The following is a 23,622-nucleotide window of genomic DNA, read 5'->3' on the forward strand; positions in this document are numbered from 1 at the left end:
CCTAATAAAGTGTACCATAAGTGTAGAAAGAAGGGCATAAGAAAGTTTAAACGGTAAAGCTTTCTTATTAAATGAAACGATATTTCTATATTAATGATTTAATTATGAAATATAGTTGCGAACAGAGGAAGAATCAGTTATAATGCTTTTATAGAAAACGGTATCACGAAAGTGACCCACCAAGGAGGCAAAGAGATGTTCGGCTTTTCTGTATTTATGAACGAAGACTTGACGGCAGCAGAACTTGAGCAGATGACTGCGATGGCATCAGGCTTTAAAGGGATTTTCACCTCCATGCACATACCAGAAGATGATCGCAGTACTTATCGGCAGCGTTTGACGGACTTGGGAGGTTTCGCAAAAGACCATCAGCTGTCTTTAATGGTAGATATTTCTGGAAACGCATTAGCAGAAGCGGGCTTTTCCATCGACAATCTGGCGGAACTAAGGGAGATCGGTGTCACTGGTTTACGAATGGATTATGCGATCGACAATCAGCAAATCGCAGCTTTTTCAAAAGAAATGACCATCAGTTTGAATGCCAGTACATTGACGGAAAAAGACATTCGAGAACTGCAGGCGTATGGAGCCGATTTTACTCGTTTGGAAGCTTGGCACAATTATTACCCCCGACCAGAAACGGGACTGGATGTTGGCTGGTTTCAGGAGAAGAACCGCTGGTTGAAAGCACAAGGCTTTTTCGTCCAAGCCTTTGTTCCAGGGGATGCCAAAAAACGCGGACCGTTATTTCAAGGATTACCCACACTGGAAAGACACCGCAACTGGTCGCCTTTTGCCGCAGCGATCGACTTATTGGCAACTGGCTCAGTCGATGCTGTTTACATTGGCGATGGCATGGTTTCTGAAAAAAGTGCCCAGCAGTTTGCGACGTATCTGCAAGAAGCGCGGATCGTTTTGCGGGTCAAAGATCTTGGTTCCACTTACTTTGAACACGTCTTAGGGAATCACCAAAATCGTTACGATGAAGCTCGGGATGTCTTGCGCAGCGCCGATGCCCGTTTCAATGCCGTTCCAGAAGTCAAACCTGAACTGAGTCAAGAGCGGCCAGTGGGGGCTGTGACGATCGATAACCAAGAGTACTTGCGCTATATGGGAGAGATCCAGGTGTGCAAACGACCTTTGCCGGCAGACCCAAAAGTCAACCTCGCCGCTCAGGTGATACCAGCCGATCTGCCGTTGATCCAACAAATCAAAGCAGGGATGCGATTTAAATTAGAAAGAGATGATTCCGATGAATAAAATCAATTTAGACAAATTAACGACCGAACGACGCAATAGTGAAACGAGCAATTTAGATGAAATGACGATTTTAGAAGCGTGTCAAAAAATGAACCAAGAAGATCAAAAAGTTGCCTATGCGGTGGAAAAAGAAATTCCTAGTATTGAAAAAGTGATTGAACAAACCATCGTCGCTTTTAAAAAGGGCGGACGCTTGATTTATCTTGGCGCTGGGACGAGTGGTCGATTAGGCGTCTTGGATGCGGCCGAATGTGTCCCAACCTTTGGGGTATCACCTGAGATGGTGGTCGGTCTGATCGCCGGTGGCGAAGAAGCGATGACGGTCGCTGTCGAAGGAGCAGAAGACTCCTTAACGCTAGGCAAACAAGACCTTGTCGATTTGAAGTTGAACCAAAATGATATGGTGATCGGGATCGCTGCCAGTGGCAGAACCCCTTACGTGATCGGGGCGCTTGACTATGCCAATGAGCTCGGTGCCACAACGGCTACGATCGCTTGTAATAAAGACGCGGAGATCTCTCAGCATGCCAGCTTTCCAATCGAGGTCGATTGTGGACCAGAATTTCTGACAGGTTCGACTCGTTTGAAATCTGGGACTGCCCAAAAACTGATTTTGAATATGATCTCGACGTTATCGATGGTAGGGATCGGCAAAGTCTACAATAATTTGATGGTCGACGTGAAAGCGACCAACGAAAAATTGGTGGAACGCTCAAAACGGATCATCATGCAGGCGACTGAAGCTGATTATGAAACAGCCGCCGCGGCATTTGAAGAAGCAGATCAGAATGTCAAATTGGCGATCGTGATGCTGTTGACTGATAGCACGAAAGACGAAGCACAAGCAAAACTTGCCACGGCACAAGGGTTTGTCAAAACGGCGTTAGGAGGAGAAAAGTAATGGCAAAAGAAACACTGACGGTAGAAGAGTTAGCGGAGAAGATTTTTCAAGAAGCCGGCGGAATGGACAACGTAGAAACAGTCAATCACTGTATGACTCGCGTACGAATGACCGTCCGCGACCACGATAAGGTCGATCAACAAGGGTTAAAAGAGATTCCCGGTGTGATGGGTGTCGTCAATGACGAGCAGCTGCAAGTCATTATCGGACCAGGGAAAGTCAACAAAGTAGCCAATGCAATGGTGGCAAAAGCTGGTGTTGATTTAGGACAAGAGATCCCACCGCAAAAATCAGGCAAAGAGGCGTTATCAGAAAAAACGGCAGAGATGAAAGCAGCCCAAAAAGCCAAACAAAAATCATCACCATTAAAGTCGCTGCTGAAAGATATTTCTAATATCTTTGTTCCAATGATTCCAGCCTTCGTTGGTGCAGGACTCGTCGCAGGGATCGCTTCTGTTCTGACCAACATGATCACGGCTGGCCGATTAGATGGAGATACTTGGAATTATTATGTCATGATTTTAAACGTCCTCAGAAATGGGATGTTCACCTATTTAGCGATCTTTACTGGGGTCAATGCAGCGCAGGTCTTTAAAGCCAATCCAACCCTTGGTGGCGTGATCGGTTCGATCATCTTGCTGACAGGTATGAACCCAGAAGCCCCGATCCAAAACTTGTTCACTGGCGAAGCTTTAGCTGCCAACCAAGGAGGGATCATCGGTGTGATCTTCGCAGTATGGCTTTTGGCGAAATTAGAGGCAGTGCTGCATCGAGTGATTCCTGAAGCGATCGATATTATCGTGACCCCGACGTTGTGTTTGCTGATCATCGGTTTGACGGAGATTTTCTTGATCATGCCATTGGCAGGTCTGATCTCTGACAGCTTAGTCGGTTCGATCACTTGGGTCTTGAACGTGGGCGGTGCTTTCTCTGGGTTTGTCTTAGGGGCGGCCTTCCTACCAATGGTCATGTTTGGTTTGCATCAAATTTTGACCCCGATCCACATTCAAATGATCGAAGCAACAGGCAGCACGCAATTATTACCGATCTTAGCCATGGCTGGTGCTGGTCAAGTCGGTGCAGCTTTAGCCTTATGGGTACGACTACGTAAAGACAAAGAGCTTTCTGAAATGATCAAAGGCGCATTGCCAGTTGGGATCTTAGGCATCGGCGAACCATTGATCTACGGAGTGACGTTGCCATTAGGTCGACCATTTATCACTGCTTGTATTGGTGGTGGGATCGGTGGTGCGGTCATTGGCGCTTTGACAAATATCGGCGCAAAGGCGATTGGACCATCAGGGCTAGCTTTGATCCCCTTGATTGCCAACGGCCGTTGGATGGGCTATATTTTCGGCTTGTTAGCAGGCTATGCTGGCGGCTTCGTTGCCACCTACTTCTTTGGGATTCCGAAAGATCGCTTAGAAGCAGTCAAAGAAAGCGAGGCAGAGGAAGAAAAACCAGCTGCAACCGTTACTGTGCAACCGCAACCAAAAGAAACGAGTGAAACGGCTGCAAAGGAAACGACAGCAAATCCATCAAAAGAAACGATCGATACCCCTTTATACGCAGTAGCCACAGGCACGACAAAAGCAATCAGTGCATCAAGTGATCCGGTATTTTCGCAAAAAATGATGGGCGACGGGTATTTCGTCTTGCCAGACAATGGTGCGATCTATGCACCAGCAGCAGGAACCGTCACGACGATTTTTCCCACGAAACATGCATTGGGGATCAAGACTGCCAGCGGGCTAGAGATTCTGCTGCACATGGGTGTTGACACCGTCGAATTGCAAGGAGCACCTTTTGAGATCCTGGTGGAGGAAGGCCAAGCCGTGACACCAGCTACCCAAGTTGCCCAAGTCGATTTGGCACAGTTGACGGCTAAAGGCAAAGCTTCTGAGATGCTCGTGATCATCACCAATATGGAGCAAGTAGCCAATATCGAAGGGTTACCAGGAACAGAAACAAAAGCGGGTCAAGCCGTCATGCATGTGGCAACGATAAAATAACGTTAAAACCTCTATCGGATAAAGATAGAGGTTTTTTTTAAGAAGTTACTAAATAGATTGCGAAAAATTTTCCTTTATGTTACAGTTTCGTTACAAAGGGAGTGATCCCATTCGAGGAGGCAATGAGGATGAAAAAAATAATTTGGTTCGGACTAATGACGCTGGCTTTTTCACCACTGATGGTTCATGCAGATGAAACAGCTACGAGTGAAAGTGGCAATCAGGCTGCCGTTAGCGAGACGCTTTCATCAGAGGAGCAATCAGGAACGGATCAGACACAAGCTGCTGTCCAAGAAAGTACAGTAGAAAATCAAGAGACGGATCAATCCGCTGTTTCAGAAACTACGACTACCGAGAATCAAGAACCAGTCGATTCCGAAGCTGTTATTGCCTCGATCCAAGCAGAGACGGGGACGCAAGATGTCAGTGAGATCAACACGTTAGCCGATGAACCTAGTTCGCTGCGTAGCGCCTTAACCCAAGGGATCACTGAAGGAAGTGTGACCGCATTTACCCAAGAACAGTTGGACCAGTTGACAGATGAAGAATTGACCAATGGCAATCGCCTGGCGCTACGTTATTCCAGTGATGCGATGGGCTTTGATATTGCTTACTTAGCAAAAATCATCGGTGCCTTGTTTGTCGATCACACGTTATCCTGGGAAGCCATTGAGCCGCAACTGGCTTTTGATGCAAATAGCTACGCCAGTTTTGCTGACTTGATTCCTGTTGTGGATCAGCTGCAGGAATATTTACGGGTCGTCTATCCAGCAGACGGAGTCTTTTTACATTTGAATCAAGCCGTTTCCAACGAATGGATGATCTCAATTTTGACCAATTTAAATCAGATGGAACAGGAGATGCAAGTCGATCCAGGTGCCTTTGTCCCAGGACGGATCTCTTATATCATTCAAGCGGCAAATGATTCCATGTATCTGCCTACAGGCACGCAAACGAGTACGACTGAAGAAGCGACCGCAACATCGACGAGTGCTCAAGAAACAGCGACAACGACTTCTTCGAAAGAGGCCAACGCTACTGCCGATGGTGAAAAAACATTACCTAAAACCAATGAAGCGCCAAGCTATACCTTACTGATCGCAGGTGTTATCCTGCTGCTGATTGTTTTCTTGATTCTATGGCGCCGCAAGAAAAAATGATTGTTATTTATAATCGTCAGAATGAAAAAATAGCAACCTTCGTTTTCCATCAGGGAAACGAAGGTTTTTTGTTTTCAGAAATTTCATTGGTTATTTCTTTTCAAATAACGCCCTTTATAAAAAGACCAGAATCGATTCCTTCATAAAAAAGTCAAATTTAAATTCTTGCATTCTCTGGTGAGGGGTGTATAATGACACAGTGTCATATGACAACGTGTCATATCGAGAGCTGTGATTTATTTTAAATTAGAAAGGAGTTGCTTGTGATGCCGACCGATACATTTTTTCACTTGCCGCCAGAAAAACAAAAGCGCATCTTAAATGCGGCGAAAAAAGAATTCTCAAGACTGCCGCTCAAAGACGCCTCGATCGCCAACATCATCAAAGATGCCGAGATTCCTCGCGGGAGTTTTTACCAATACTTCGAAAACAAAGAAGATCTTTATTACTATTATTTCCATACGTTGAAAAAAAATAGTCAGCGAGATCTGCTGAAATCGATCCAACATGAAAACGGGGATCTGTTTGCGGGGTTCGAATGGTACTTTTCACGGATGATCGCCGAGGTTTTCAAAGGCAAAAACGCAAACTTTTACCGCAATTTATTTATGAGTATGGATTATCGTTCCTTCCATAAAGTCGTGCCAGAGATGCAGCACAAGATGCATCAAGAAAACAAAGCCGATCGGCAGAAGCAGCAAGCCATCTTTTTGTCAGAGGTCGACAAAGATTTATTGAAAGTCAAAGACGACCATGAGTTGAAAATGCTGATCCAGCTGCTGATGCATACCGTCTTTTCGACGATTGCCGAAGCCTATCGCCAATCAGCGTTTGATCCAGACTATGATCCTGCCGAAGCGATCGCTGATTTCAACAGTAAAGTCCGCTGGTTAAGAGAGGGCGCAAAAAAAGAAAGAGGGGAAACCTATGATTAAGCTGATAAAACGCGTATCCGTCATTTCCATAATCATGGCAGTGGTGTTTATGGTGATCCAAGTCGTTTCTGATTTGTATCTACCGACATTGACTTCCAATATTATCAACAATGGGGTGGCGACAGGCGACATTGATTACATTTGGAAAACCGGCTTTTACATGATCGGCTTTTCATTGATCAGTATCATCGCCGCTTTAGGAAATACGTATTTCGCAACAAGAGAATCACAAAAATTAGGACAAAAACTACGTTCGGACATTTACCAAAAAGTTGAGAATTTTTCTTCTCGATCTTTTGATAAATTTGGGACCGCATCATTGATTACAAGAACCACCAACGACGTCAACCAAATTCAAATGGTGACGCAAATGTTTTTACGTATGATGATCAATGCACCGATCACACTGATTGGGGCGAGTTTCTTGGCCTATCAAAAAGATGCCCAATTAACGAGAATCTTTTTAGTCGTTATTCCTATCATGCTAGTATTGGTCGGCGGTATTATGTATTTTGCCGTTCCTTTATTCAAAAGTATGCAAAAGAAAACCGACCGTTTGAACTTAGTCTTTCGTGAAGGCTTGACGGGGGTCCGCGTTATTCGGGCATTTGACAAGACGGATTATGAAGCGAATCGCTTTGATGAAGCCAACAAAGATTACACCCACACCGCGATTAAAGTAAACACCATCGTCGCATTGATGATGCCATTGATGACGTTGATCATGAGTGGGACGAACATTGCCATCACATGGTTTGGGGGTCATTATATTGCCGAAATGACTTTAGAAGTCGGAAACTTGATTGCGTTTATGACCTATGCAATGCAAATTTTGATCAGCTTTATGTTGCTGTCCATGATCTTCGTGATGGTGCCAAGAGCCCAAGCATCAGCTGATCGGATCAACGAAGTCTTAAATGAAGAAGATGAAATTCTCGATCCAAAAACACCAGCGACATTGAGCTTACAAGGGGACCAAGCAACCTTGGCCTTTGACCATGTGGCGTATCGCTACCAAGGCGCTGAGAAATTGGCGTTGGAAGATATCGATTTTCAAGCAAAATCTGGTGATTTTGTTGCCATCATCGGTGGGACGGGCTCAGGGAAAACGACCTTAGTCAATCTCTTGCCTCGTTTGTACGATATGGAGTCTGGTGCAATCAAAATCAATGGGGTCAATATTGCAGAAGTCACCCAGCACAATCTACGAGAAGTCGTGGGCTTTGTTCCGCAAAAAGCGGTACTGTTTTCTGGTACCATTCGTGAAAATATGAAATACGGAAAACCCGATGCATCAGATGAAGAAATCTGGCAAGCACTAGAGATTGCCCAAGCCAAAGATTTTGTCTCCGAACTGGCAGATGGCTTAGATAGCCGTGTAGAACAAGGCGGCGGCAACTTCTCTGGTGGACAACGTCAACGTTTAGCGATCGCTCGTGCGTTAGTGAAACAAGCAGATGTCTATGTCTTTGATGATTCCTTCTCCGCACTGGACTTCAAAACCGATGCTAACTTACGAGCAGCGCTGAAACGCGACATGCAAGACAGCATTATGGTCGTGGTTGCCCAACGGGTCAGCACCGTCATGGATGCCGATACGATCTTAGTATTGGATGAAGGAAAACTCGTAGGAAAAGGAACCCATGAATCATTAATGGCAGACAATGAAACCTACCAAGAAATCGTTTCTTCACAATTGAGAGAGGAGGATCTTGCATGAGTGAAAAGAAAACAACAACACAACACCGTGGCGGACCAATGGGCGGCGGTCCAGGCCGTAACATCGGTGCCAAAGGACCAAAACCAAAAAACTTTTGGGGGACGGTCAAACGGCTTTTCGGGTACATGTCGAAACGCTCCATCGCTATCATTGCCGTCTTCGTTTTAGCGATCGCAGCCGTGATCTTCCAAATCCAAACACCGAAAATTTTAGGGGAAGCGACCACTGAAATTTTTAAAGGTGTCATGATCGGTGCGCAGCAGATGCAAGCCGGCCAACAGGTAACAGAATTTCCTATCGATTTTGAGAAAGTTGGTCAAATCATTTTGATCGCGATCGGCATGTATGTGATTTCAGCCGTCTTCAACTTTCTACAACAGTTTATTATGACCCGTGTCTCGCAACGGACGGTTTATGAGCTGCGTCGTGACTTAGATGAAAAAATGAACCGCTTGCCGATCTCTTACTATGATACTCACTCAAATGGGGATATCATGTCACGGGCGATCAATGATATGGATAATATCGCAAGTACCCTGCAACAAAACTTGACCCAATTTATTACGAGTGTCGTGACCTTTATCGGGGTTTTGTGGATGATGCTGACGATCAGTTGGCAACTGACTTTGGTTGCTTTAGCAACGGTTCCTTTAAGCTTGATCGTCGTGATGATCGTCGCACCAAAATCGCAAAAATTCTTTGCGGCACAACAAAAAAGTTTAGGATTGCTCAATGACCAAGTCGAAGAAACTTACGGCGGTCATACCGTTGTCAAAACCTTCAACCATGAAGCCGCCGATCAAGTCGTTTTTGAAGAAGAAAATGACCGTCTGTATTCCGCTGGTTGGAAAGCCCAATTTATTTCAGCGATCATTATGCCTTTGATGAACTTCATTAAAAACTTAGGCTATGTCTTCGTGGCTGTCCTTGGTGGGATCAAAGTGGCGAATGGGAACATGACGTTAGGGGATGTGCAAGCATTCTTGCAATACACCAATCAATTCTCTCAACCGATCACTCAAATCGCTAGCTTGCTGAACACCATCCAATCAACCGTTGCATCTGCTGAACGGGTCTTTGAAGTCTTGGATGAAGAAGAAATGACTGATGAGCCTTCTGGATTGCCAGTGGAAGACAGTGAATACAAAGTTCGTTTCGATCATGTTCAATTTGGTTATACCCCAGACAAATTATTGATGACCGATTTTAATCTGGATGTCAAAGCTGGTGAGATGGTGGCTATCGTAGGACCTACCGGCGCTGGGAAAACCACGCTGATCAATCTCTTGGAACGTTTTTATGATGTTTCTGGCGGTAGCATTCGTTACGATGGCAAAGATACCCGAGACTTGACTCGTGATGAGTTGCGTAGTAATATCTCGATGGTGCTGCAAGATACGTGGTTGTTTACTGGTTCCATCTATGACAACATTCATTATGGAAATGAAAAAGCAACCAAAGAGCAAGTGATCGCTGCGGCGAAAGCTGCCCATGTGGATGATTTTGTTCGCAAATTGCCAGAAGGCTATGATACGGTCTTGAATGAAGAAGCCAGCAACATCTCCCAAGGTCAACGTCAGCTGATCACGATCGCCCGCGCCTTCTTAGCGGATCCCGACGTTTTGATTTTGGATGAAGCAACTTCTAGTGTCGATACGCGGACGGAGATCTTGATCCAAAAAGCAATGGGTCGTTTGTTAGAAAATCGGACCAGCTTTGTGGTTGCTCACCGTCTCTCTACGATTCGTGATGCTGACAATATCATCGTGATGAATCATGGGTCCATTGTTGAGACTGGAAATCATGAGGAATTGATGGCACAAAACGGTTTCTATGCAGACCTGTATAACAGTCAATTTTCAGAAGAAGTGGCGTGATCCACTGTTTGTAATGAAAGAAATTCTTCCCCAAATGATGATAAACAGACCGCCAAAGGTTGACTGAAAGAAAGCAGTGATTGTCACTGCTTTCTTTTTTTTATGAATTTTATCGCTTTATTTTAAATATTTATTGCAATTAACTGGATTAAAATGTATATTAATTCATAATTTCGAATAATCCAAGACAAGGAGTGAACCCAATGAGTCATCTTTTTCCTAATTACAGCCGTTTACCCATCGATATCCAGCAAGGCAATGGCAGCTATGTGGTAGATTCGCAAGGCAAACAATATTTAGATTTAACAAGCGGCATCGGGGTCGTTAATCTCGGTTATGGGCATCCCAAAGTGCAAGCCGCATTGATGACACAAGCAGAGCAGATTTGGCATGTGCCGAATTTGTATGACAGCCAGTTGCAAGAAGAAGTTGCCCAAAAGCTGACCCAAAATCAAAAGAGCGCCTCAGACGAGCCGTATCTAGCTTATTTTTGCAATAGTGGCGCTGAGGCGAACGAAGCTGCTTTAAAGCTGGCTCGCAAAGCGACGGGACGTAGTAAGGTTATTAGTTTTGAACAATCTTTCCATGGTCGGACCTTTGGCGCGATGTCTTTGACTGGGCAGAGTAGTATCCATGATGGGTTTGGACCGTTAGTACCAGAGATGGTGTATGTACCGTTTAATGACCTTGAGGCACTGCAAGCCGTTTTAGATGAGCAGACGGCAGCCGTGTTTTTAGAATTGATCCAAGGCGAAGGCGGCGTGATCCCTGCTGAGGTGGCGTGGGTCCAAGCGGTGGCAGCCCTTTGTCAGGAGCAGGGAGCCCTGCTGGTGGTGGATGAGATCCAAACCGGGATGGGGCGGACAGGAACACTGTTTGCTTTTGAAGGATATGGCATTGAACCTGATCTTTTTACCGTAGCAAAAGGGCTTGGTAACGGGATCCCTGTCGGAGCAATGCTAGGCAAAAGCCACTTGCAAACGGCTTTTGGACCCGGTAGTCACGGTTCGACCTTTGGTGGCAATAAATTAGCGATGGCCGCTGCTAGTGCTGTTTGCAGTGTGTTGCAAGAAGAGGACATTCAAGTCAATGTTCACTTGCGCCAGCAGCAGTTTCTCGACGGATTGCAAGGACTGTCTAAGGTGCAGGCGATTCGTGGGAAAGGATTGATGATCGGTATCGAATTAGCCGATTCGGAAAGCTTGCAATCCGTGTTGCACCAACTGCGGAACCAAGGCCTCCTCGCATTAAAGGCGGGAACCAAGGTTTTGCGCTTGCTGCCACCCTTAACGATCTCGCAAGAGGAAACGCAAGCAGCCTTGGCGATTTTACAAGCAGTCTTAGCATAATTGCATAAAAATAGATTTTTCGGGCTTTTTTTCTTATAAAAACCGAATAATAGCGAATTAACTTTGAATAGTTTTATAAATAATCATTGACAGAGCGATGGGAGTTTCTTATAATCTTAAGTAAATTCTTTTGAGGAGTGACGTGTTTGAAGGCAGCAATCGTTGGTGTAACAGGGTATACCGGAATTGAATTGATTCGTTTGATCCAGCAACATCCCCAATTGGAGGTGGGCACCTTGCATAGTCATTCTATGCATGAAAATTCATCTGTTTTGTATCCTCATTTAATTGGACTGACAGAGCGGCTGATCGAACCTTTTGATGCAGAAAAAATCCAAAAGGAAAATCAACTCGTGTTTTTTGCGACTCCTGCTGGAATCAGCAAAGAACTCGCAGCGACTTTTGTCGCAAATGACTTTCCAGTGATTGACCTTTCTGGTGATCTGCGATTGAAGGATCGGGATAGCTATCAAAAATGGTATCACCAAGAAGCTGCACCTGCCGAGTTGTTGGCACAAGCGACCTATTCGCTGCCTGAGTTTGCAACGACTTCTGGCAATTTGATCGCCAATCCAGGCTGTTATGCGACTGCTGCCATTTTAGCGGCTGCGCCGTTGGTTCAGCAAAAACTATTCAGCGGCACGTTGATTTTTGATGGCAAGTCGGGCTTATCGGGTGCTGGAAAGAAATTGACTGACAGCAGTCACTTTGCAACCGCTGCGGATAACATGACGATGTATAAGCCAAATCAGCATCAGCATATTCCCGAGATCATGCAACAGTTTCAACAATGGGATCAGGCAATGCCGCCGATCCAATTTTCTACCAGCTTACTGCCTGTCAAAAGAGGGATCTTTATGACGCTTTATGCGCCTATCAAAGACGCGATTTCGCAAGAGGACATCTATGAGCAGTACGTAAAAACGTATCAAAACCATCCGTTTGTCCGAGTGCAACCGTTAGGAAAGCTGCCAGAGCTGCGGCAAGTGACGGGAACGAATTTTTGTGACATTGGCATATGCTTCAATCCACTGACCCAAGTGTTAACCGTTGTCGCAGTGATCGATAATTTAGGCAAAGGGGCTGCTGGCCAAGCAATCCAAAACTTCAACCGATGGGCAGGCATACCAGAAACGACCGGTCTTATGCAAGCACCGTTATATCCATAAAATAGCCAACAGACGCGTGAGGATACTCGTGCCAGCCAGTGGATAACCCGCCAAAAGGTGGCAGTAGGAGGAAAGAAAATGAAAGAAATCAAAGGAACGATCGCAACCCCCAAAGGTTTTTTTGCCGACGGTCTGCATTGCGGCCTGAAGAAAGAGAAAGTCGATCTTGGTTGGATCGTCTCTGAAGTGCCAGCCAGTGCTGCGGCAGTCTTTACCACCAATCAAGTACAAGCGGCGCCCATTCTCGTTACAAAGGAAAAAATGCAAGCAGGCACCTTGCAAGGCGTAATCGTCAATGCGGGCAATGCCAATGCTTGTACCGGGGAGCAAGGTTTAAAAGATGCACAAGAGATGGCAGAATTGGCAGCAGACCAGCTGCATACGAGTCCCGAAGCCTTTGCGGTAGCCTCCACCGGAATCATTGGCAAGAGCTTACCGATGGAAAAAATCACTGCAGGGATTCAGCAACTAAACAGGCAAGGGGATGCCCACCGGTTTCAAAGAGCGATTTTGACGACGGATCTGACTGAAAAAAGCAGTGTCATCCAATCAACGATCGCTGACAAAACGGTGACTGTTGCGGGCTGTGCCAAAGGGTCTGGTATGATCCATCCCAATATGGCCACGATGCTGGCATTTGTTACGACGGATGCAGCGATCTCGTCAGCACTCTTGCAAACACTGCTGAAAGAGTTGACCGATGTCACCTTTAATCAAATCACGGTCGATGGTGATACATCTACCAATGATATGGTGTTAGTTTTAGCCAACGGGTTAGCCAAAAATCCAACGATCGAAGCCGATACGCCAGCTTATCATGAGTTTAAAGGGATGCTTAAAGCAGTTCTGACCGCCTTAGCCAAAGCAATTGCGAAGGACGGAGAAGGCGCCAGCAAATTGATCGAAGCTCACACGAGTGGAGCTGTGACCGATGAAGCAGCCCGCATGATCAGCAAAACCATCGTCGGTTCGCCGCTGGTCAAAACAGCCCTCTTTGGCAAAGACCCAAACTGGGGGCGTATCTTATGTGCAGTGGGCTATAGTGGGCAACCCATCGATCCAGCAGCGGTATCGATCGCATTAGCCGACATTCCCGTTTTTGTCCAAGGGACACCGGTAGCTTTTGACGAAACCATCATGCAAGAACAGTTGGCGGAAAATGAAGTCAAAGTCGCTGTCGAGCTGAAAGAAGGGGCAGGCGTTGGCACCGCTTGGGGCTGTGATCTGACGTATGACTATGTGAAAATCAACGCACTATATCATACCTGAAAGAAATCAGGTACTAGACAAAAAGGAGCGAGTAGATGGAAACGATCGTAGTAAAAATCGGCGGTGTCGCCTCAGACAATTTAACCCCGTCATTCTTTGAGACGATAGCAGACTGGCAAGCTGCGGGCAAAAAAGTAGTCATCGTCCATGGCGGCGGTCACTACATCTCAGAAATGATGGAGAAAATGGCGTTGACAGTCACGATCAAAGACGGCCTGCGGGTGACCGACCCCCAGACGCTTGAAGTAACTAGAATGGTCCTTTTGGGACAAGTTCAACCGCTAATCACGACCGCTTTCCAGCAAGCTGGGTTCCATGCCGTAGGACTGAATGCTGGCTGTGATCAACTGATTCAAGGAGAAGTCATTGATGAAGAAAAATTAGGACAGGTGGGGAAGGTTCAACAAATCAACGCTGCTTTCCTGCAGCTCTTGACAGAGAAAAAACATGTCCCGATCCTAGCACCGCTAGGAATTACCCCAGAGGGGCAATGGCTGAACATCAATGCCGATGAAGTAGCGTGTCAGGTTGCTGCCAGTTTACAAGCCGAAAAACTATATTTGTTGACGGATGTCCCTGGGATCAAGCAAGAAAGCCAGTGGTTATCGGCTGTTTCTTTTGAAGAGATCCCCCGTTTGATCACCGAAGAAGTAGTCACAGGCGGCATGCTGCCAAAACTAAAAAGTGCGCAGAAAGCCTTGAAAGCAGGGGTAGCTGCCGTTTGTATCACCGATCGAATCGATCGTTTAGGAACCCAGATCCTCGCGGCAAGTCCAGCCGCAGCTGTCTGTAGCTGAAGCCATTAGCAACACCCAAATGCCTCTTCTCTACTCATAAAAATGCAAAATTCTGACTTTTCTGTGCTTTTCTTCTTGTTTTCTCTAAAAAAAGAATAAAATAGGTAGGGATTTCATTTGCTAGAATTTCGTTTTATCAGTACAATGAGTACATATGTAAGTAGGGGGAGAAACAATGACAGATTTCTTATTGGGGAGCAGTACGAAGTTGCTGACTGTTGCAATCCGGGTAAAAGACCGTGATCAAGCGATTGCCTTTTATCGGGATGTACTTGGTTTTGAGTTGAAAAGAGAAGAAAATGAATTGGCCATCTTTGGTCTAAAAGGATTAGATAGAGAAGTTTTATGGTTGGAAGAAAGCCCGCGTGCCAACGATCACTTCGGCGAGATCAAAAAAATGCAGCGCATCGTCTTAGCCGTATCCTCATTAGAAGAAGCGGCAACTATCGCGAGCAATGCCCAACAAAAAGCGATTGCTTTCGAAGAAGCTCGTTATGAAGCGAATCAATTAGGCTTTATTATAGCTGATCCAGAAGGGAACAAAATTGAAGTCTTATTTACAGCACCCGCAGGAACTGCGGTACCAAAAGACGAAGCAGAATTGATCAAAGCGGCACCTGCAAAAGCGGCTGGCTTATCAAAAGAAGCTCATTTTGGCAAGCTGTATTTAAACGTCAGTGATCTAGCCAAAGAGCAGCTTTTCTTAGAAGAAAGCTTAGGATTGAAAACAAAAGAAGCCGAAACGAAGGAATTTATCCTCAATGATGGTGACTTCCAAGTCGGCTTGACTGAAGCACAAGGTGGTACGATCGATTTGCCGACCCATGAGGTGCTTGGCTTAGACTTCTTGAAAATCTCCATCAGTCAAGAAGATATCGATACATTGGAAAAGCACTTGTCTGAGAAGAACCAAGAGTTCTTCATCGACAAAAAACGGAAGTTGTTGACGACCTACGATGCGATCGGTATCGAATGGTGGTTTATCGTTAAAAAATAAATCCAAATAGATAAGAAAAAACATCGGAAACTCTTTTGAGTAGTCGATGTTTTTTGATGACTAAGAAACCAAGCAAGCGAATCGACTAGCTGATCGAGGCGGATAGTTGGAGGAAAAAAGAGGATAACGAGTTTTGTTTGCTGCTAAAAAGTGCTAAAGTTAGAAGCAAGACAAGCCTGAAAGGAGCGAGTATGGAACGATGACAATGTACCCAAAAACAGTACAGCTCATTCAAGAAAAAATGCCGACCGTTTTCCCAGGAGCGGTGCTGCGTTTTATCGCTGGTGAAACCCAAGAGACCCATGTATTCGGACAGGCAGCGCTTCTTCCGAAAACCGAACCTATGACGAAAGATCATTTGTTTGATTTAGCCTCATTGACGAAAGTCGTTTGTACAACGAGTGTTCTGTTAAAATTGTGGGATCAAGGAAAAATCGAGATGGAGGCGCCGCTTACTCGTTGGCTGCCAGCGTTTAAAGACGATCGGGTAACGATCAAGCACTTGCTGACGCATACGGCAGCCATCAACACGTGGATTCCTCATCGAGACCAATTGGATGCTGCTGCCTTGCGCAAGGCGTATTTGCAGCTTGAAAGCAGTGATACGATCGGTCAAACGGTCAGCTATACGGATACTGGGACGATTTTGCTGGGCTTTTTATTGGAGGAGCTGTATCAAAAACCAGTGACCGAGATTTTTCAAGAAGAAGTCTTGACGCCTTTAGGCATGAAGAACAGCGGCTTTCCGCCTTTTCCTCCCTCACAGCTGCCAATGATCGTTCCTACCCAGCAGCTGCCAGACGGCAGCATCCTTAGAGGAATCACCCATGATCCTAAGGCACGAGTGTTGGGAAACCATGCCGGCAACGCAGGGTTGTTTTCTACCGTGGATGACTTGACGCTTTTCGTTCAACTGTTACTGGCAAATGGTCAGCAGCAAGGAGCGCCGTTTTTCTCAGAAAAAGTCATGCAGGCGCTGGCTCACAGGCAGACACCTGAAAGCACAAAGCCTCGCACCTATGGTTGGGACTTGTTAGGTGCACCGTATCAATTATTTCATACAGGCTATACAGGCACGTTTCTCGCAGTAGATATCCCTAACAAAAAAGCGTTTATTTTCTTATCGAATCGGGTCCATCCAGTGGATCATCGAGAAAGCTATTTGGGTCATCGTGACGAAATCCTGCAATGTTACTTAAAAGAAACTGCCGAATAAGCGGATTCATGCTATAATATGCACGAACAACTAGAGAGGGGAACAATTATGGAACCATTGTTTATGAAACCTGTTTTTCAAGAAAAAATTTGGGGCGGCAGTCGCCTGCATTCTGTTTTTGGTTTTGATTTACCGAGCGACAAGATCGGTGAAGATTGGGCGATCAGTGCGCATCCTCATGGGGTGAGCGTCATTGAAAATGGTCCGTTTAAAGGCAAAACATTGGCGGATCTTTGGCAAGACCATCAAGAACTATTTGGTCATTCAGACGAACCAGTCTTTCCATTATTAATTAAAATTTTAGACGCGGAAGATGATCTATCCGTTCAAGTCCATCCTGATGACACGTATGGGTTAGCCCATGAAGGGGAATTAGGGAAAACGGAATGCTGGTACATCATTGATGCCGAACCAGGTGCGGAAATCATTTATGGCCACCATGCACAAACCAAAGAAGAACTTGCGGAAATGATCGAAGCGGGTCGTTGGGATGATTTGTTAACAAAAGTCCCTGTGAAAAAAGGCGATTTCTTCTATGTGCCAAGTGGAACGATCCATGCCATTGGAAAAGGGATCATGATCTTGGAAACCCAGCAGAGCTCGGATACGACTTATCGGGTGTACGACTATGATCGTACCGATGATCAAGGACAAACTCGGGAGCTGCATATCCAACAATCGATCGATGTGACGACGATTCCTGCACGGACGCCAGAATTATCGATCCGTGAGGTCAAACAAGGACAATCAGCAGTTGTTACCTATCTTGAAACGCCATTTTTCAATGTGTATGAGTGGGAAGTACGTGGAAAATTATCGTTGGCACAAAAGGCCGATTATACCTTGATGACCGTGATCGATGGGTATGGGCATTTGATGATCGACGGTCATTCCTATGAACTAAAAATGGGCACGAGTTGCATTTTGCCAAACCCGATCAAGAAATGGGAATTGGTTGGTGAATTGACTGTCATTGCCTCTGAACCTGGAAAAAAATAAAACGATCAGTAAGTGACGTGATCCGCACGAGCAAAACAGCACACGTTCCTGATTTTTCGTAAGGCTGAACTCGTTCAGCTGCCTGTCATCATTGGCGATTTTTCCGCTTTTGACTGACAGGTTTTTTCGTATGGACACTCACGATAGACGTCTGAGGAAGATTTGTTATAATGGCAGTAATGAAGGATAGGTGAAAAGAATGGTTTACTTAGATCATGCAGCAACGACACCGCTGCATCCAGAAGTGATCAAAGTGATGAGTGAAACGATGCAGACATTTTTTGGCAATCCATCAAGCATTCATCATTATGGTCGAGACGCCCACACCCAATTAGAATTGGCTCGTCAAGCGATCGCTCAGCAGCTAGGAGTCAAAGAACATGAGATCATTTTTAATAGTGGTGGTACCGAAAGTGATAATACAGCAATCATCGGTACAGCCCTTAGCAAACAAGCACAAGGCAAACATATCATTACGACCCAGATCGAACATCCGGCGGTCATTGAGAGTATGCGCTATTTAGAAGGCTTAGGCTTTGAGGTGACCTATTTGCCCGTAGATCAAAAGGGGCAGTTGGCCGTCAGTGAAGTTGAGGCTGCCTTACGTCCCGATACGATTTTAGTATCCATAATGACGGCAAACAATGAAACGGGCAATTTGCTGCCGATTGCAGAAATTGGGGCCCTTTTACGGGAGCATCCCGCCGTGTTTCATACCGATGCCGTGCAAGCTTATGGCAAGATCCCGCTTGAAATCAATGAAAACAGTATTGATCTTCTAAGCATTTCTGCTCACAAAATCAACGGACCAAAAGGGATCGGCTTTTTGTATAAACGAGATGGCTTGACGCTGCCTGCGCTACTCCATGGCGGCGAGCAAGAAGAAAAACGGCGAGCAGGGACGGAAAACTTAGCAGCCATCATGGGAATGGCCAAAGCAGCTTCTTTGCATACCCCCGAAGCGCAGCAAGCAGCGGCGGAACAATATCAAACGTTTGCCGATGTACTGATGGAGACCTTAGCAGCACAAGGCGTCGATGTTCAGTTGAATGGTGATCCAGCACACAAATTGCCGCATATTTTGAATCTGCGTTTCCCAGGTGTCAGCAGTGACTTGCTGCTGATGAAATTGGACTTAAAAGGGGCTGCGATCTCGACAGGCAGCGCTTGTACGGCGGGCAATGTTGAACCCTCACATGTGCTCGAAGCGATGGTGGGCAAAGAGCATCCAGCTATTCGGGAATCGGTCAGAGTCAGCTTTGGCTATGGCAACACATTGGCGGAAATCGAAGCATTTGCTCTGCTATTAGCAGAAACTGTCTTAGCAACGAAAAAGTAGGAGAACAGCTAGCAATCTCGCTGAAAACTATTTATAATGAAAGAAATGATGTTAAAGAGGTGAAGAACATGGCATTTGAAACAACAGCAACCGTTTTAGGCGCAGCAACCCAATACCGCATTGCTCCTGAAGCAAAAAAATATACGTTGCGGGACAATGGCTTTACAGAAACGAACGGCGGCAACTTCCAATTGATTCGCGGCCTTGAAGCAACACCCCAAAGCAAAGAAGGCTTTAAATTAAAAATCACTGTTGCAAAAGATCTGCAAACCTTCAAGATGTCCATCACGACAGCCAATGGGTTAAAAGCAGTCAACATTTTCAAAGATGAACAGCACAAAATGCTGCAAGAAAAATTTTACTTTTTAATGGATGGTTTTATCAGCCGCGGGTTGTTTGTCAAAGCGTAAGCTTTTGCCAAAAGCAGCTATATCATTCAAAAGGCAAGAAGTGTGTCACTCCGCCAAGCAGGCATGGGATTGATACACTTCTTTTGTATCTTTGGCGGTTTCTTTTTATACTATAGAAAACAAACCCTAGGTGTTCGCAGGAACAGGATGAGTTAAGACGAGAAAGAGGGAATCAAGATGAAACGAACCTTAAACAAGCAATCAGTGCTAGCCGTCGGCATGGGGACTTGGCATATGGGGGATGACCCAGCCAAGGAAAAAGCCGAGATCGATGCGTTGCAAGCGGGCATCAAAGCTGGAGCGGCTGTCATCGATACCGCAGAAATGTACGGCGAGGGAAACGCAGAAACGCTAGTTGGCAAGGCGATCCAGCCCTTTACACGAGGGGATCTTTATTTGATTTCAAAAGTCTATCCCTGGAATGCCTCCGCAGATGAATTGCCGAAAGCTTTAGACCGCAGCTTAGCGCGTTTAGGCACCGACTATCTTGATCTGTATCTGCTCCACTGGCGAGGAGATGTGCCGTTAGCAGAAACAGTTGACGCACTAGAAGCTGCCAAAGCCTCTGGAAAAATTCGCGCATGGGGCGTCTCTAATTTTGACGTGGCAGATATGGAGGAGCTGTTGCGGTTAGAAAACGGCGATCAATGTGCCGCCAACCAAGTACTCTATAATTTAGGTGCCCGGGGGATCGAATACGATCTTTTGCCTTGGCAGGCAGAGGCTGAGATTCCTGTGATTGCCTACTCACCCATTGCTCAAGGCGATCGGCTAGGGCACCACTTCAAAAATGATGAAGTGTTGAAAGAGCTGGCAGAAGCCAAAGGCTGCACGATCTTTCAGCTGCTTTTGGCATGGACCCTTCGACAACCCCACGTCTTAGCGATCCCCCAAACCAGTGACTCGCTGCATATGCTGCAGAACATTGAAGCTTGCAAAATCGTTTTTTCCCAAAGCGAATTGGCAGCAATCGATGCGCGGTTTCCTGCACCGACGAAAAAGCAGCCGCTAGCGATGATTTAAAGACGCTGATCACAGAAAAAGCACCAAGGTAAGGAGCGACTATGAAATTTTTTACGTCTGATACCCACTATTTTCATGCAGCCTTGCTCGGGGACAATGACTTTGCCCCACGCCCCTTTGAGACAGTGACGCAAATGCATGAAACGATGATCGCCAGCTGGAATGAGGTCGTTGCGGATAAAGATGTCGTCTATCATTTAGGGGATGTCGCGATGCACCCTGATTACGAAGCGGGCTTTCCAGAAATTGCTGCGCTGTTAGCACAGCTGCAGGGCAAAATCGTTTTTATCAAAGGCAATCATGATACCCGAGCTTTCTTTGCGTACTTGCGCAAGCATGATCCTGGTTGTTTGGGAGCCGAAAAGTATGCGTTTGAAGATGTCGGTGTCTTGCTGAAGTTTGCTCATCAGCAATTTATACTGACCCATTATCCTATGCTGCTGGGGATCACCAAAAACAGCCGTAATCTGCATGGGCATATTCATCATCACAGTGTACCGATCGCTGAGAATCTCAACGTAGGAGTCGATGCACCAGAATTGGCGTTTCTGCCACAGCCGCGTCCTTTTGGTCGGCCAGTTTCCGAAAATGAACTGGCGGTGTTGTATCATGCAAAACAACAAGAACTTACTAAGCTGGCTCGTTAACAGATAACAAAAAAAGCAAGCGTCCAAACAGATTTGGGCGGCTTGCTTTTTTTGTGATGACTTTGACAGCAAGCTTTGATTAAGGAAATTTTTTTGATAAAAATAAACTTTATATGTAAAAAATAATCGATTCCAAGAGTTATTATTTGATGGATATTTAAGAAATGTGTATGCTTTAAGTAGAAAGCAGTAAAGGAGGTTGCCAATGCGTAAGATTTCTAAAGTGATTTTTATCATCGGATTGCTTTTACTCTTACTTGTCTTTTATTTTGGGATCATCGCCAATCAGCAAGCGGCTTCATTGCCTGTTTACTTGATTCCTTTGGATGAATATCCTTGGGTCGGATCTTCCATGAGTATGCTGCTCTTTTGGTTATCTGTTGGCTTTGCCATTTTTACCGTGATCGCGCTCTTTGTCGTTTTGTTTTATCCAAAACGTTCGGACCGCTTGATCATTTCCCATAAGACAGGCGATTTAGTGATTCAGAAGAAGGCGTTAGAGCATTTTGTGCTTGAACGGGTGAAACAAGCAGATTTCATCCATCAGCCATCCGTAAAAATCAAAATCGTCAAGAATAAAGTATCCGTAAAAATCGATGGAGAAATGAAACAAACAGCAGCCATCCCGCAAAAACAAGAAGCATTGGTTGGTGAGATCAGCAGCAGTCTGCAGCAGCTTTTCGGTATCGAAAGCAATATCCAAACGGAAGTTGTTTTAAAAGATACGCAAGAAACGCCAGCAGCCCATGACCAGCCGCGTGTAGTTTAGGAGGAACAGGTATGAGTGAATGGTTCTACCACTATAAGATCCCGCTTATCTTTGCAGGTTTCGGTTTGATCCTAGCGATCCTGTTTCTAACGATCGGCTTTTTGAAAACCATACTGCTGGTGCTGTTTACGGCACTAGGTATGTATCTGGGATTTTATCTCAAAGAAGTCGGATTCTTTGAACAATTTCAAAGACCGCGCCGTTAACTTTGGTAACATTATTAGTTTAATTTATATCAAGATTATAGTAGGAGGAATGTACGATGGAAAACCAAACAAAACCAACAACAGGTGTTAAAGGAGAATTAACTTACGAAGATAAAGTGATTCAAAAAATCGTAGGCATTGCATTAGAATCTGTAGACGGACTCTTAACAGTCGATGGCGGTTTCTTCTCAAATATTGCAGGTAAATTAGTCAACACCGATGATGTGACTTCAGGGATCAACGTTGAAGTTGGGAAAAAACAAGTAGCAGTCGATCTTGATATCGTTGCAGAATACGGCAGCGACATGACCACGATCTACGACCAAATCAAAGAGGTTGTTTCAACACAAGTCAACAAAATGACGAATTTAGACGTCATCGAAGTAAACGTGAACGTAGCAGATGTCAAAACACGTGAACAATTCGAAAAAGACTCTGAAACAGTTCAAGACAAAGTAAGCAGTGCGGCAGAAACAACTGGCGACTTTGCGTCAAAACAAACACGTAAAGCCAAAGGTGCCTTCAACCGGACAACGACGCGTATTCAAGAAAACAACGAACCACGCGTTCAATAATAGCAAGATAAGCAAAAGACTAGCTTCGGCTAGTCTTTTTTGTCGCAAAAATGGCGTGTTTTTGCAGCTTCAGCCGGTCAGAACATCAAAGCCAAAAGCTCCAATAATGGATTCCTTCTGCTTGAAAGACATCGTTAGGATAGCTTTTCTCATAATGGGCTTTTTCGGGGGAATCATTAGGATTGAATACTTGAATCGCTCCTTCTTTGTTCAAAGCCAATACCATGATATGTCCTGAGGTCGTAAAGGTTCCTGCTTGAACCGAGACCACAACGGGGATGCCTTGTGTCATTTTCTCATAGGCAGCCGCAAAGGAACTTCCTAAATCGGCAAATTGGTAACCAAAAGCTTCGGCAAACTGAGGAAAGATTTGCCAACTCGTTCCTTGTTTGGGAAGATAAAATTGATCGCCAGCCCACTTTAATAGTTTGTCAGGATTCGACGGATGATCCGTCCAAAAAGAATCGATCATCGCTAAAGAAGCAATAGCGCACCCGTTTGCTGCAAACGTATTTTGCGTTTCTCCATATCCATATGTGTTATTGCCCCAGCGTTGATCGGTTTGTACAATCAACGGCACTTGCTGCGTGTCTGCCATCGCTTGTTGAATCGCTTGATTGGCTTGGCGAGTGAACTCTTTTGAGACAAGCGCTGTCTGATCAAATTCAGCATCCCTGACCTGATCAATCACGTAATGAATGACAAAAATACCACCGATGAGAAAAAGTAGTAGCGCAAGGCTCTTTCTTTTCTTTCCGTCGTTTCTCCTAGTTTTCGATATCCCTGTGTGTGATCTCATGAAATGCCCCTCCTCGTAAAGTAATATCTAAGAGAAGTATAGTCTTTTTCTGATAGCGGCATTTCTACATTTCCTGAAGAATTCCATACGATTTTATGACAAACGACTGTTTAAAAGGTAAAATGCGGCTTCTTAGCATTCGCTTATCTAGTTGTCTTTGAACAATGGGAGTCGTTTGGACGGCTATCGATAA

General features: G+C 45.3%; 22 protein-coding genes. 21 read left to right on the forward strand and 1 reads right to left on the reverse strand.

Going from position 1 to position 23,622, the window contains the following annotated elements; genetic code table 11:
* Nucleotides 1-195 precede the first annotated feature (195 nt).
* The 21 genes from IGJ44_RS01860 to IGJ44_RS01960 all read left to right on the forward strand — a co-directional run bounded on the left by IGJ44_RS01860 (nucleotide 196) and on the right by IGJ44_RS01960 (nucleotide 22,630).
* The gene (locus IGJ44_RS01860; RefSeq protein WP_167826648.1) at nucleotides 196-1,260 is read left to right on the forward strand and encodes a DUF871 domain-containing protein; all 1,065 of its coding nucleotides are present in this window, start codon (nucleotides 196-198) and stop codon (nucleotides 1,258-1,260) included.
* Nucleotides 1,253-2,161 carry an N-acetylmuramic acid 6-phosphate etherase gene (murQ, locus tag IGJ44_RS01865; protein WP_010748684.1) on the forward strand — a complete coding sequence of 303 codons (909 nt, stop codon included), beginning with the start codon at nucleotides 1,253-1,255 and terminating at the stop codon, nucleotides 2,159-2,161. The genes IGJ44_RS01860 and murQ overlap by 8 nt, the downstream gene beginning before the upstream one ends.
* Entirely contained in the window at nucleotides 2,161-4,173 is a 2,013-nt protein-coding gene (locus IGJ44_RS01870; protein WP_167826649.1) for a glucose PTS transporter subunit IIA, read from the forward strand. The genes murQ and IGJ44_RS01870 overlap by 1 nt, the downstream gene beginning before the upstream one ends.
* 128 nt (nucleotides 4,174-4,301) lie before the next feature.
* A complete protein-coding gene (locus IGJ44_RS01875; RefSeq protein WP_167826650.1) occupies nucleotides 4,302-5,333 on the forward strand; it encodes an LPXTG cell wall anchor domain-containing protein in 1,032 nt (343 codons plus the stop codon).
* 266 nt (nucleotides 5,334-5,599) lie between these two features.
* Nucleotides 5,600-6,268 (forward strand): TetR/AcrR family transcriptional regulator, encoded by a 669-nt coding sequence (locus IGJ44_RS01880; protein WP_005227217.1) that lies wholly within the window; start codon nucleotides 5,600-5,602, stop codon nucleotides 6,266-6,268.
* The gene (locus tag IGJ44_RS01885) at nucleotides 6,261-7,988 is read left to right on the forward strand and encodes an ABC transporter ATP-binding protein (RefSeq protein WP_167826651.1); all 1,728 of its coding nucleotides are present in this window, start codon (nucleotides 6,261-6,263) and stop codon (nucleotides 7,986-7,988) included. Before IGJ44_RS01880 ends, IGJ44_RS01885 begins: the two co-directional genes overlap by 8 nt.
* Nucleotides 7,985-9,865 carry an ABC transporter ATP-binding protein gene (locus tag IGJ44_RS01890; RefSeq protein ID WP_151195938.1) on the forward strand — a complete coding sequence of 627 codons (1,881 nt, stop codon included), beginning with the start codon at nucleotides 7,985-7,987 and terminating at the stop codon, nucleotides 9,863-9,865. The genes IGJ44_RS01885 and IGJ44_RS01890 overlap by 4 nt, the downstream gene beginning before the upstream one ends.
* 203 nt (nucleotides 9,866-10,068) lie before the next feature.
* Nucleotides 10,069-11,214 (forward strand): acetylornithine transaminase, encoded by a 1,146-nt coding sequence (locus tag IGJ44_RS01895; protein ID WP_074535349.1) that lies wholly within the window; start codon nucleotides 10,069-10,071, stop codon nucleotides 11,212-11,214.
* A 146-nt stretch (nucleotides 11,215-11,360) separates the two neighbouring features.
* Nucleotides 11,361-12,383, forward strand: a complete 1,023-nt coding sequence (gene argC / locus IGJ44_RS01900; RefSeq protein ID WP_074535348.1) for an N-acetyl-gamma-glutamyl-phosphate reductase — start codon at nucleotides 11,361-11,363, stop codon at nucleotides 12,381-12,383.
* Between the two features lie 78 nt (nucleotides 12,384-12,461).
* A complete protein-coding gene (gene argJ, locus IGJ44_RS01905) occupies nucleotides 12,462-13,652 on the forward strand; it encodes a bifunctional glutamate N-acetyltransferase/amino-acid acetyltransferase ArgJ (protein ID WP_430606055.1) in 1,191 nt (396 codons plus the stop codon).
* A gap of 35 nt (nucleotides 13,653-13,687) precedes the next feature.
* Nucleotides 13,688-14,449: an acetylglutamate kinase gene (gene argB / locus IGJ44_RS01910; protein WP_074535346.1), complete on the forward strand. Its 762-nt coding sequence runs from the start codon at nucleotides 13,688-13,690 to the stop codon at nucleotides 14,447-14,449.
* Between the two features lie 175 nt (nucleotides 14,450-14,624).
* Nucleotides 14,625-15,446: a VOC family protein gene (locus IGJ44_RS01915; RefSeq protein ID WP_015508862.1), complete on the forward strand. Its 822-nt coding sequence runs from the start codon at nucleotides 14,625-14,627 to the stop codon at nucleotides 15,444-15,446.
* 199 nt (nucleotides 15,447-15,645) lie between these two features.
* Nucleotides 15,646-16,662, forward strand: a complete 1,017-nt coding sequence (locus tag IGJ44_RS01920) for a serine hydrolase domain-containing protein (protein ID WP_167826652.1) — start codon at nucleotides 15,646-15,648, stop codon at nucleotides 16,660-16,662.
* Nucleotides 16,663-16,707: 45 nt separating this feature from the next.
* On the forward strand, nucleotides 16,708-17,661 hold the full coding sequence (gene manA, locus IGJ44_RS01925) for a mannose-6-phosphate isomerase, class I (protein WP_170920124.1): 954 nt from the start codon (nucleotides 16,708-16,710) through the stop codon (nucleotides 17,659-17,661).
* Nucleotides 17,662-17,860: 199 nt separating this feature from the next.
* Complete coding sequence (locus IGJ44_RS01930; RefSeq protein ID WP_074535345.1) at nucleotides 17,861-19,000, forward strand: cysteine desulfurase family protein; 1,140 nt, start codon at nucleotides 17,861-17,863, stop codon at nucleotides 18,998-19,000.
* Between the two features lie 68 nt (nucleotides 19,001-19,068).
* The gene (locus IGJ44_RS01935; protein ID WP_005232263.1) at nucleotides 19,069-19,410 is read left to right on the forward strand and encodes a DUF1831 domain-containing protein; all 342 of its coding nucleotides are present in this window, start codon (nucleotides 19,069-19,071) and stop codon (nucleotides 19,408-19,410) included.
* 177 nt (nucleotides 19,411-19,587) lie between these two features.
* Nucleotides 19,588-20,433 (forward strand): aldo/keto reductase, encoded by an 846-nt coding sequence (locus tag IGJ44_RS01940; RefSeq protein ID WP_074535344.1) that lies wholly within the window; start codon nucleotides 19,588-19,590, stop codon nucleotides 20,431-20,433.
* 41 nt (nucleotides 20,434-20,474) lie between these two features.
* Complete coding sequence (locus IGJ44_RS01945; protein WP_005227234.1) at nucleotides 20,475-21,080, forward strand: metallophosphoesterase; 606 nt, start codon at nucleotides 20,475-20,477, stop codon at nucleotides 21,078-21,080.
* A gap of 205 nt (nucleotides 21,081-21,285) precedes the next feature.
* Entirely contained in the window at nucleotides 21,286-21,849 is a 564-nt protein-coding gene (gene amaP, locus IGJ44_RS01950) for an alkaline shock response membrane anchor protein AmaP (protein ID WP_060792382.1), read from the forward strand.
* An 11-nt stretch (nucleotides 21,850-21,860) separates the two neighbouring features.
* Nucleotides 21,861-22,055, forward strand: coding sequence for a DUF2273 domain-containing protein (locus IGJ44_RS01955; RefSeq protein WP_005227236.1), 195 nt, complete (start codon nucleotides 21,861-21,863; stop codon nucleotides 22,053-22,055).
* A 56-nt stretch (nucleotides 22,056-22,111) separates the two neighbouring features.
* Nucleotides 22,112-22,630 (forward strand): Asp23/Gls24 family envelope stress response protein, encoded by a 519-nt coding sequence (locus tag IGJ44_RS01960; RefSeq protein WP_005227237.1) that lies wholly within the window; start codon nucleotides 22,112-22,114, stop codon nucleotides 22,628-22,630.
* An 85-nt stretch (nucleotides 22,631-22,715) separates the two neighbouring features.
* Here IGJ44_RS01960 and IGJ44_RS01965 read toward each other — a convergent pair whose 3' ends face one another.
* A complete protein-coding gene (locus IGJ44_RS01965) occupies nucleotides 22,716-23,429 on the reverse strand; it encodes a C39 family peptidase (RefSeq protein ID WP_430606057.1) in 714 nt (237 codons plus the stop codon).
* Nucleotides 23,430-23,622: the final 193 nt, after the last annotated feature.

Source organism: Enterococcus sp. DIV1368d (genome assembly GCF_050542975.1).
Taxonomy (GTDB): Bacteria; Bacillota; Bacilli; order Lactobacillales; family Enterococcaceae; genus Enterococcus_D; species Enterococcus_D casseliflavus.

Coding starts and splice junctions, on each gene's coding strand:
- IGJ44_RS01860 (WP_167826648.1), top strand. CDS start 196: ATGTTCGGCTTTTCTGTATTTATGAACGAAGACTTGACGGCAGCAGAA.
- murQ (WP_010748684.1), top strand. CDS start 1,253: ATGAATAAAATCAATTTAGACAAATTAACGACCGAACGACGCAATAGT.
- IGJ44_RS01870 (WP_167826649.1), top strand. CDS start 2,161: ATGGCAAAAGAAACACTGACGGTAGAAGAGTTAGCGGAGAAGATTTTT.
- IGJ44_RS01875 (WP_167826650.1), top strand. CDS start 4,302: ATGAAAAAAATAATTTGGTTCGGACTAATGACGCTGGCTTTTTCACCA.
- IGJ44_RS01880 (WP_005227217.1), top strand. CDS start 5,600: ATGCCGACCGATACATTTTTTCACTTGCCGCCAGAAAAACAAAAGCGC.
- IGJ44_RS01885 (WP_167826651.1), top strand. CDS start 6,261: ATGATTAAGCTGATAAAACGCGTATCCGTCATTTCCATAATCATGGCA.
- IGJ44_RS01890 (WP_151195938.1), top strand. CDS start 7,985: ATGAGTGAAAAGAAAACAACAACACAACACCGTGGCGGACCAATGGGC.
- IGJ44_RS01895 (WP_074535349.1), top strand. CDS start 10,069: ATGAGTCATCTTTTTCCTAATTACAGCCGTTTACCCATCGATATCCAG.
- argJ (WP_430606055.1), top strand. CDS start 12,462: ATGAAAGAAATCAAAGGAACGATCGCAACCCCCAAAGGTTTTTTTGCC.
- argB (WP_074535346.1), top strand. CDS start 13,688: ATGGAAACGATCGTAGTAAAAATCGGCGGTGTCGCCTCAGACAATTTA.
- IGJ44_RS01915 (WP_015508862.1), top strand. CDS start 14,625: ATGACAGATTTCTTATTGGGGAGCAGTACGAAGTTGCTGACTGTTGCA.
- IGJ44_RS01920 (WP_167826652.1), top strand. CDS start 15,646: ATGACAATGTACCCAAAAACAGTACAGCTCATTCAAGAAAAAATGCCG.
- IGJ44_RS01930 (WP_074535345.1), top strand. CDS start 17,861: ATGGTTTACTTAGATCATGCAGCAACGACACCGCTGCATCCAGAAGTG.
- IGJ44_RS01935 (WP_005232263.1), top strand. CDS start 19,069: ATGGCATTTGAAACAACAGCAACCGTTTTAGGCGCAGCAACCCAATAC.
- IGJ44_RS01940 (WP_074535344.1), top strand. CDS start 19,588: ATGAAACGAACCTTAAACAAGCAATCAGTGCTAGCCGTCGGCATGGGG.
- IGJ44_RS01945 (WP_005227234.1), top strand. CDS start 20,475: ATGAAATTTTTTACGTCTGATACCCACTATTTTCATGCAGCCTTGCTC.
- amaP (WP_060792382.1), top strand. CDS start 21,286: ATGCGTAAGATTTCTAAAGTGATTTTTATCATCGGATTGCTTTTACTC.
- IGJ44_RS01955 (WP_005227236.1), top strand. CDS start 21,861: ATGAGTGAATGGTTCTACCACTATAAGATCCCGCTTATCTTTGCAGGT.
- IGJ44_RS01960 (WP_005227237.1), top strand. CDS start 22,112: ATGGAAAACCAAACAAAACCAACAACAGGTGTTAAAGGAGAATTAACT.
- IGJ44_RS01965 (WP_430606057.1), bottom strand. CDS start 23,429: ATGAGATCACACACAGGGATATCGAAAACTAGGAGAAACGACGGAAAG.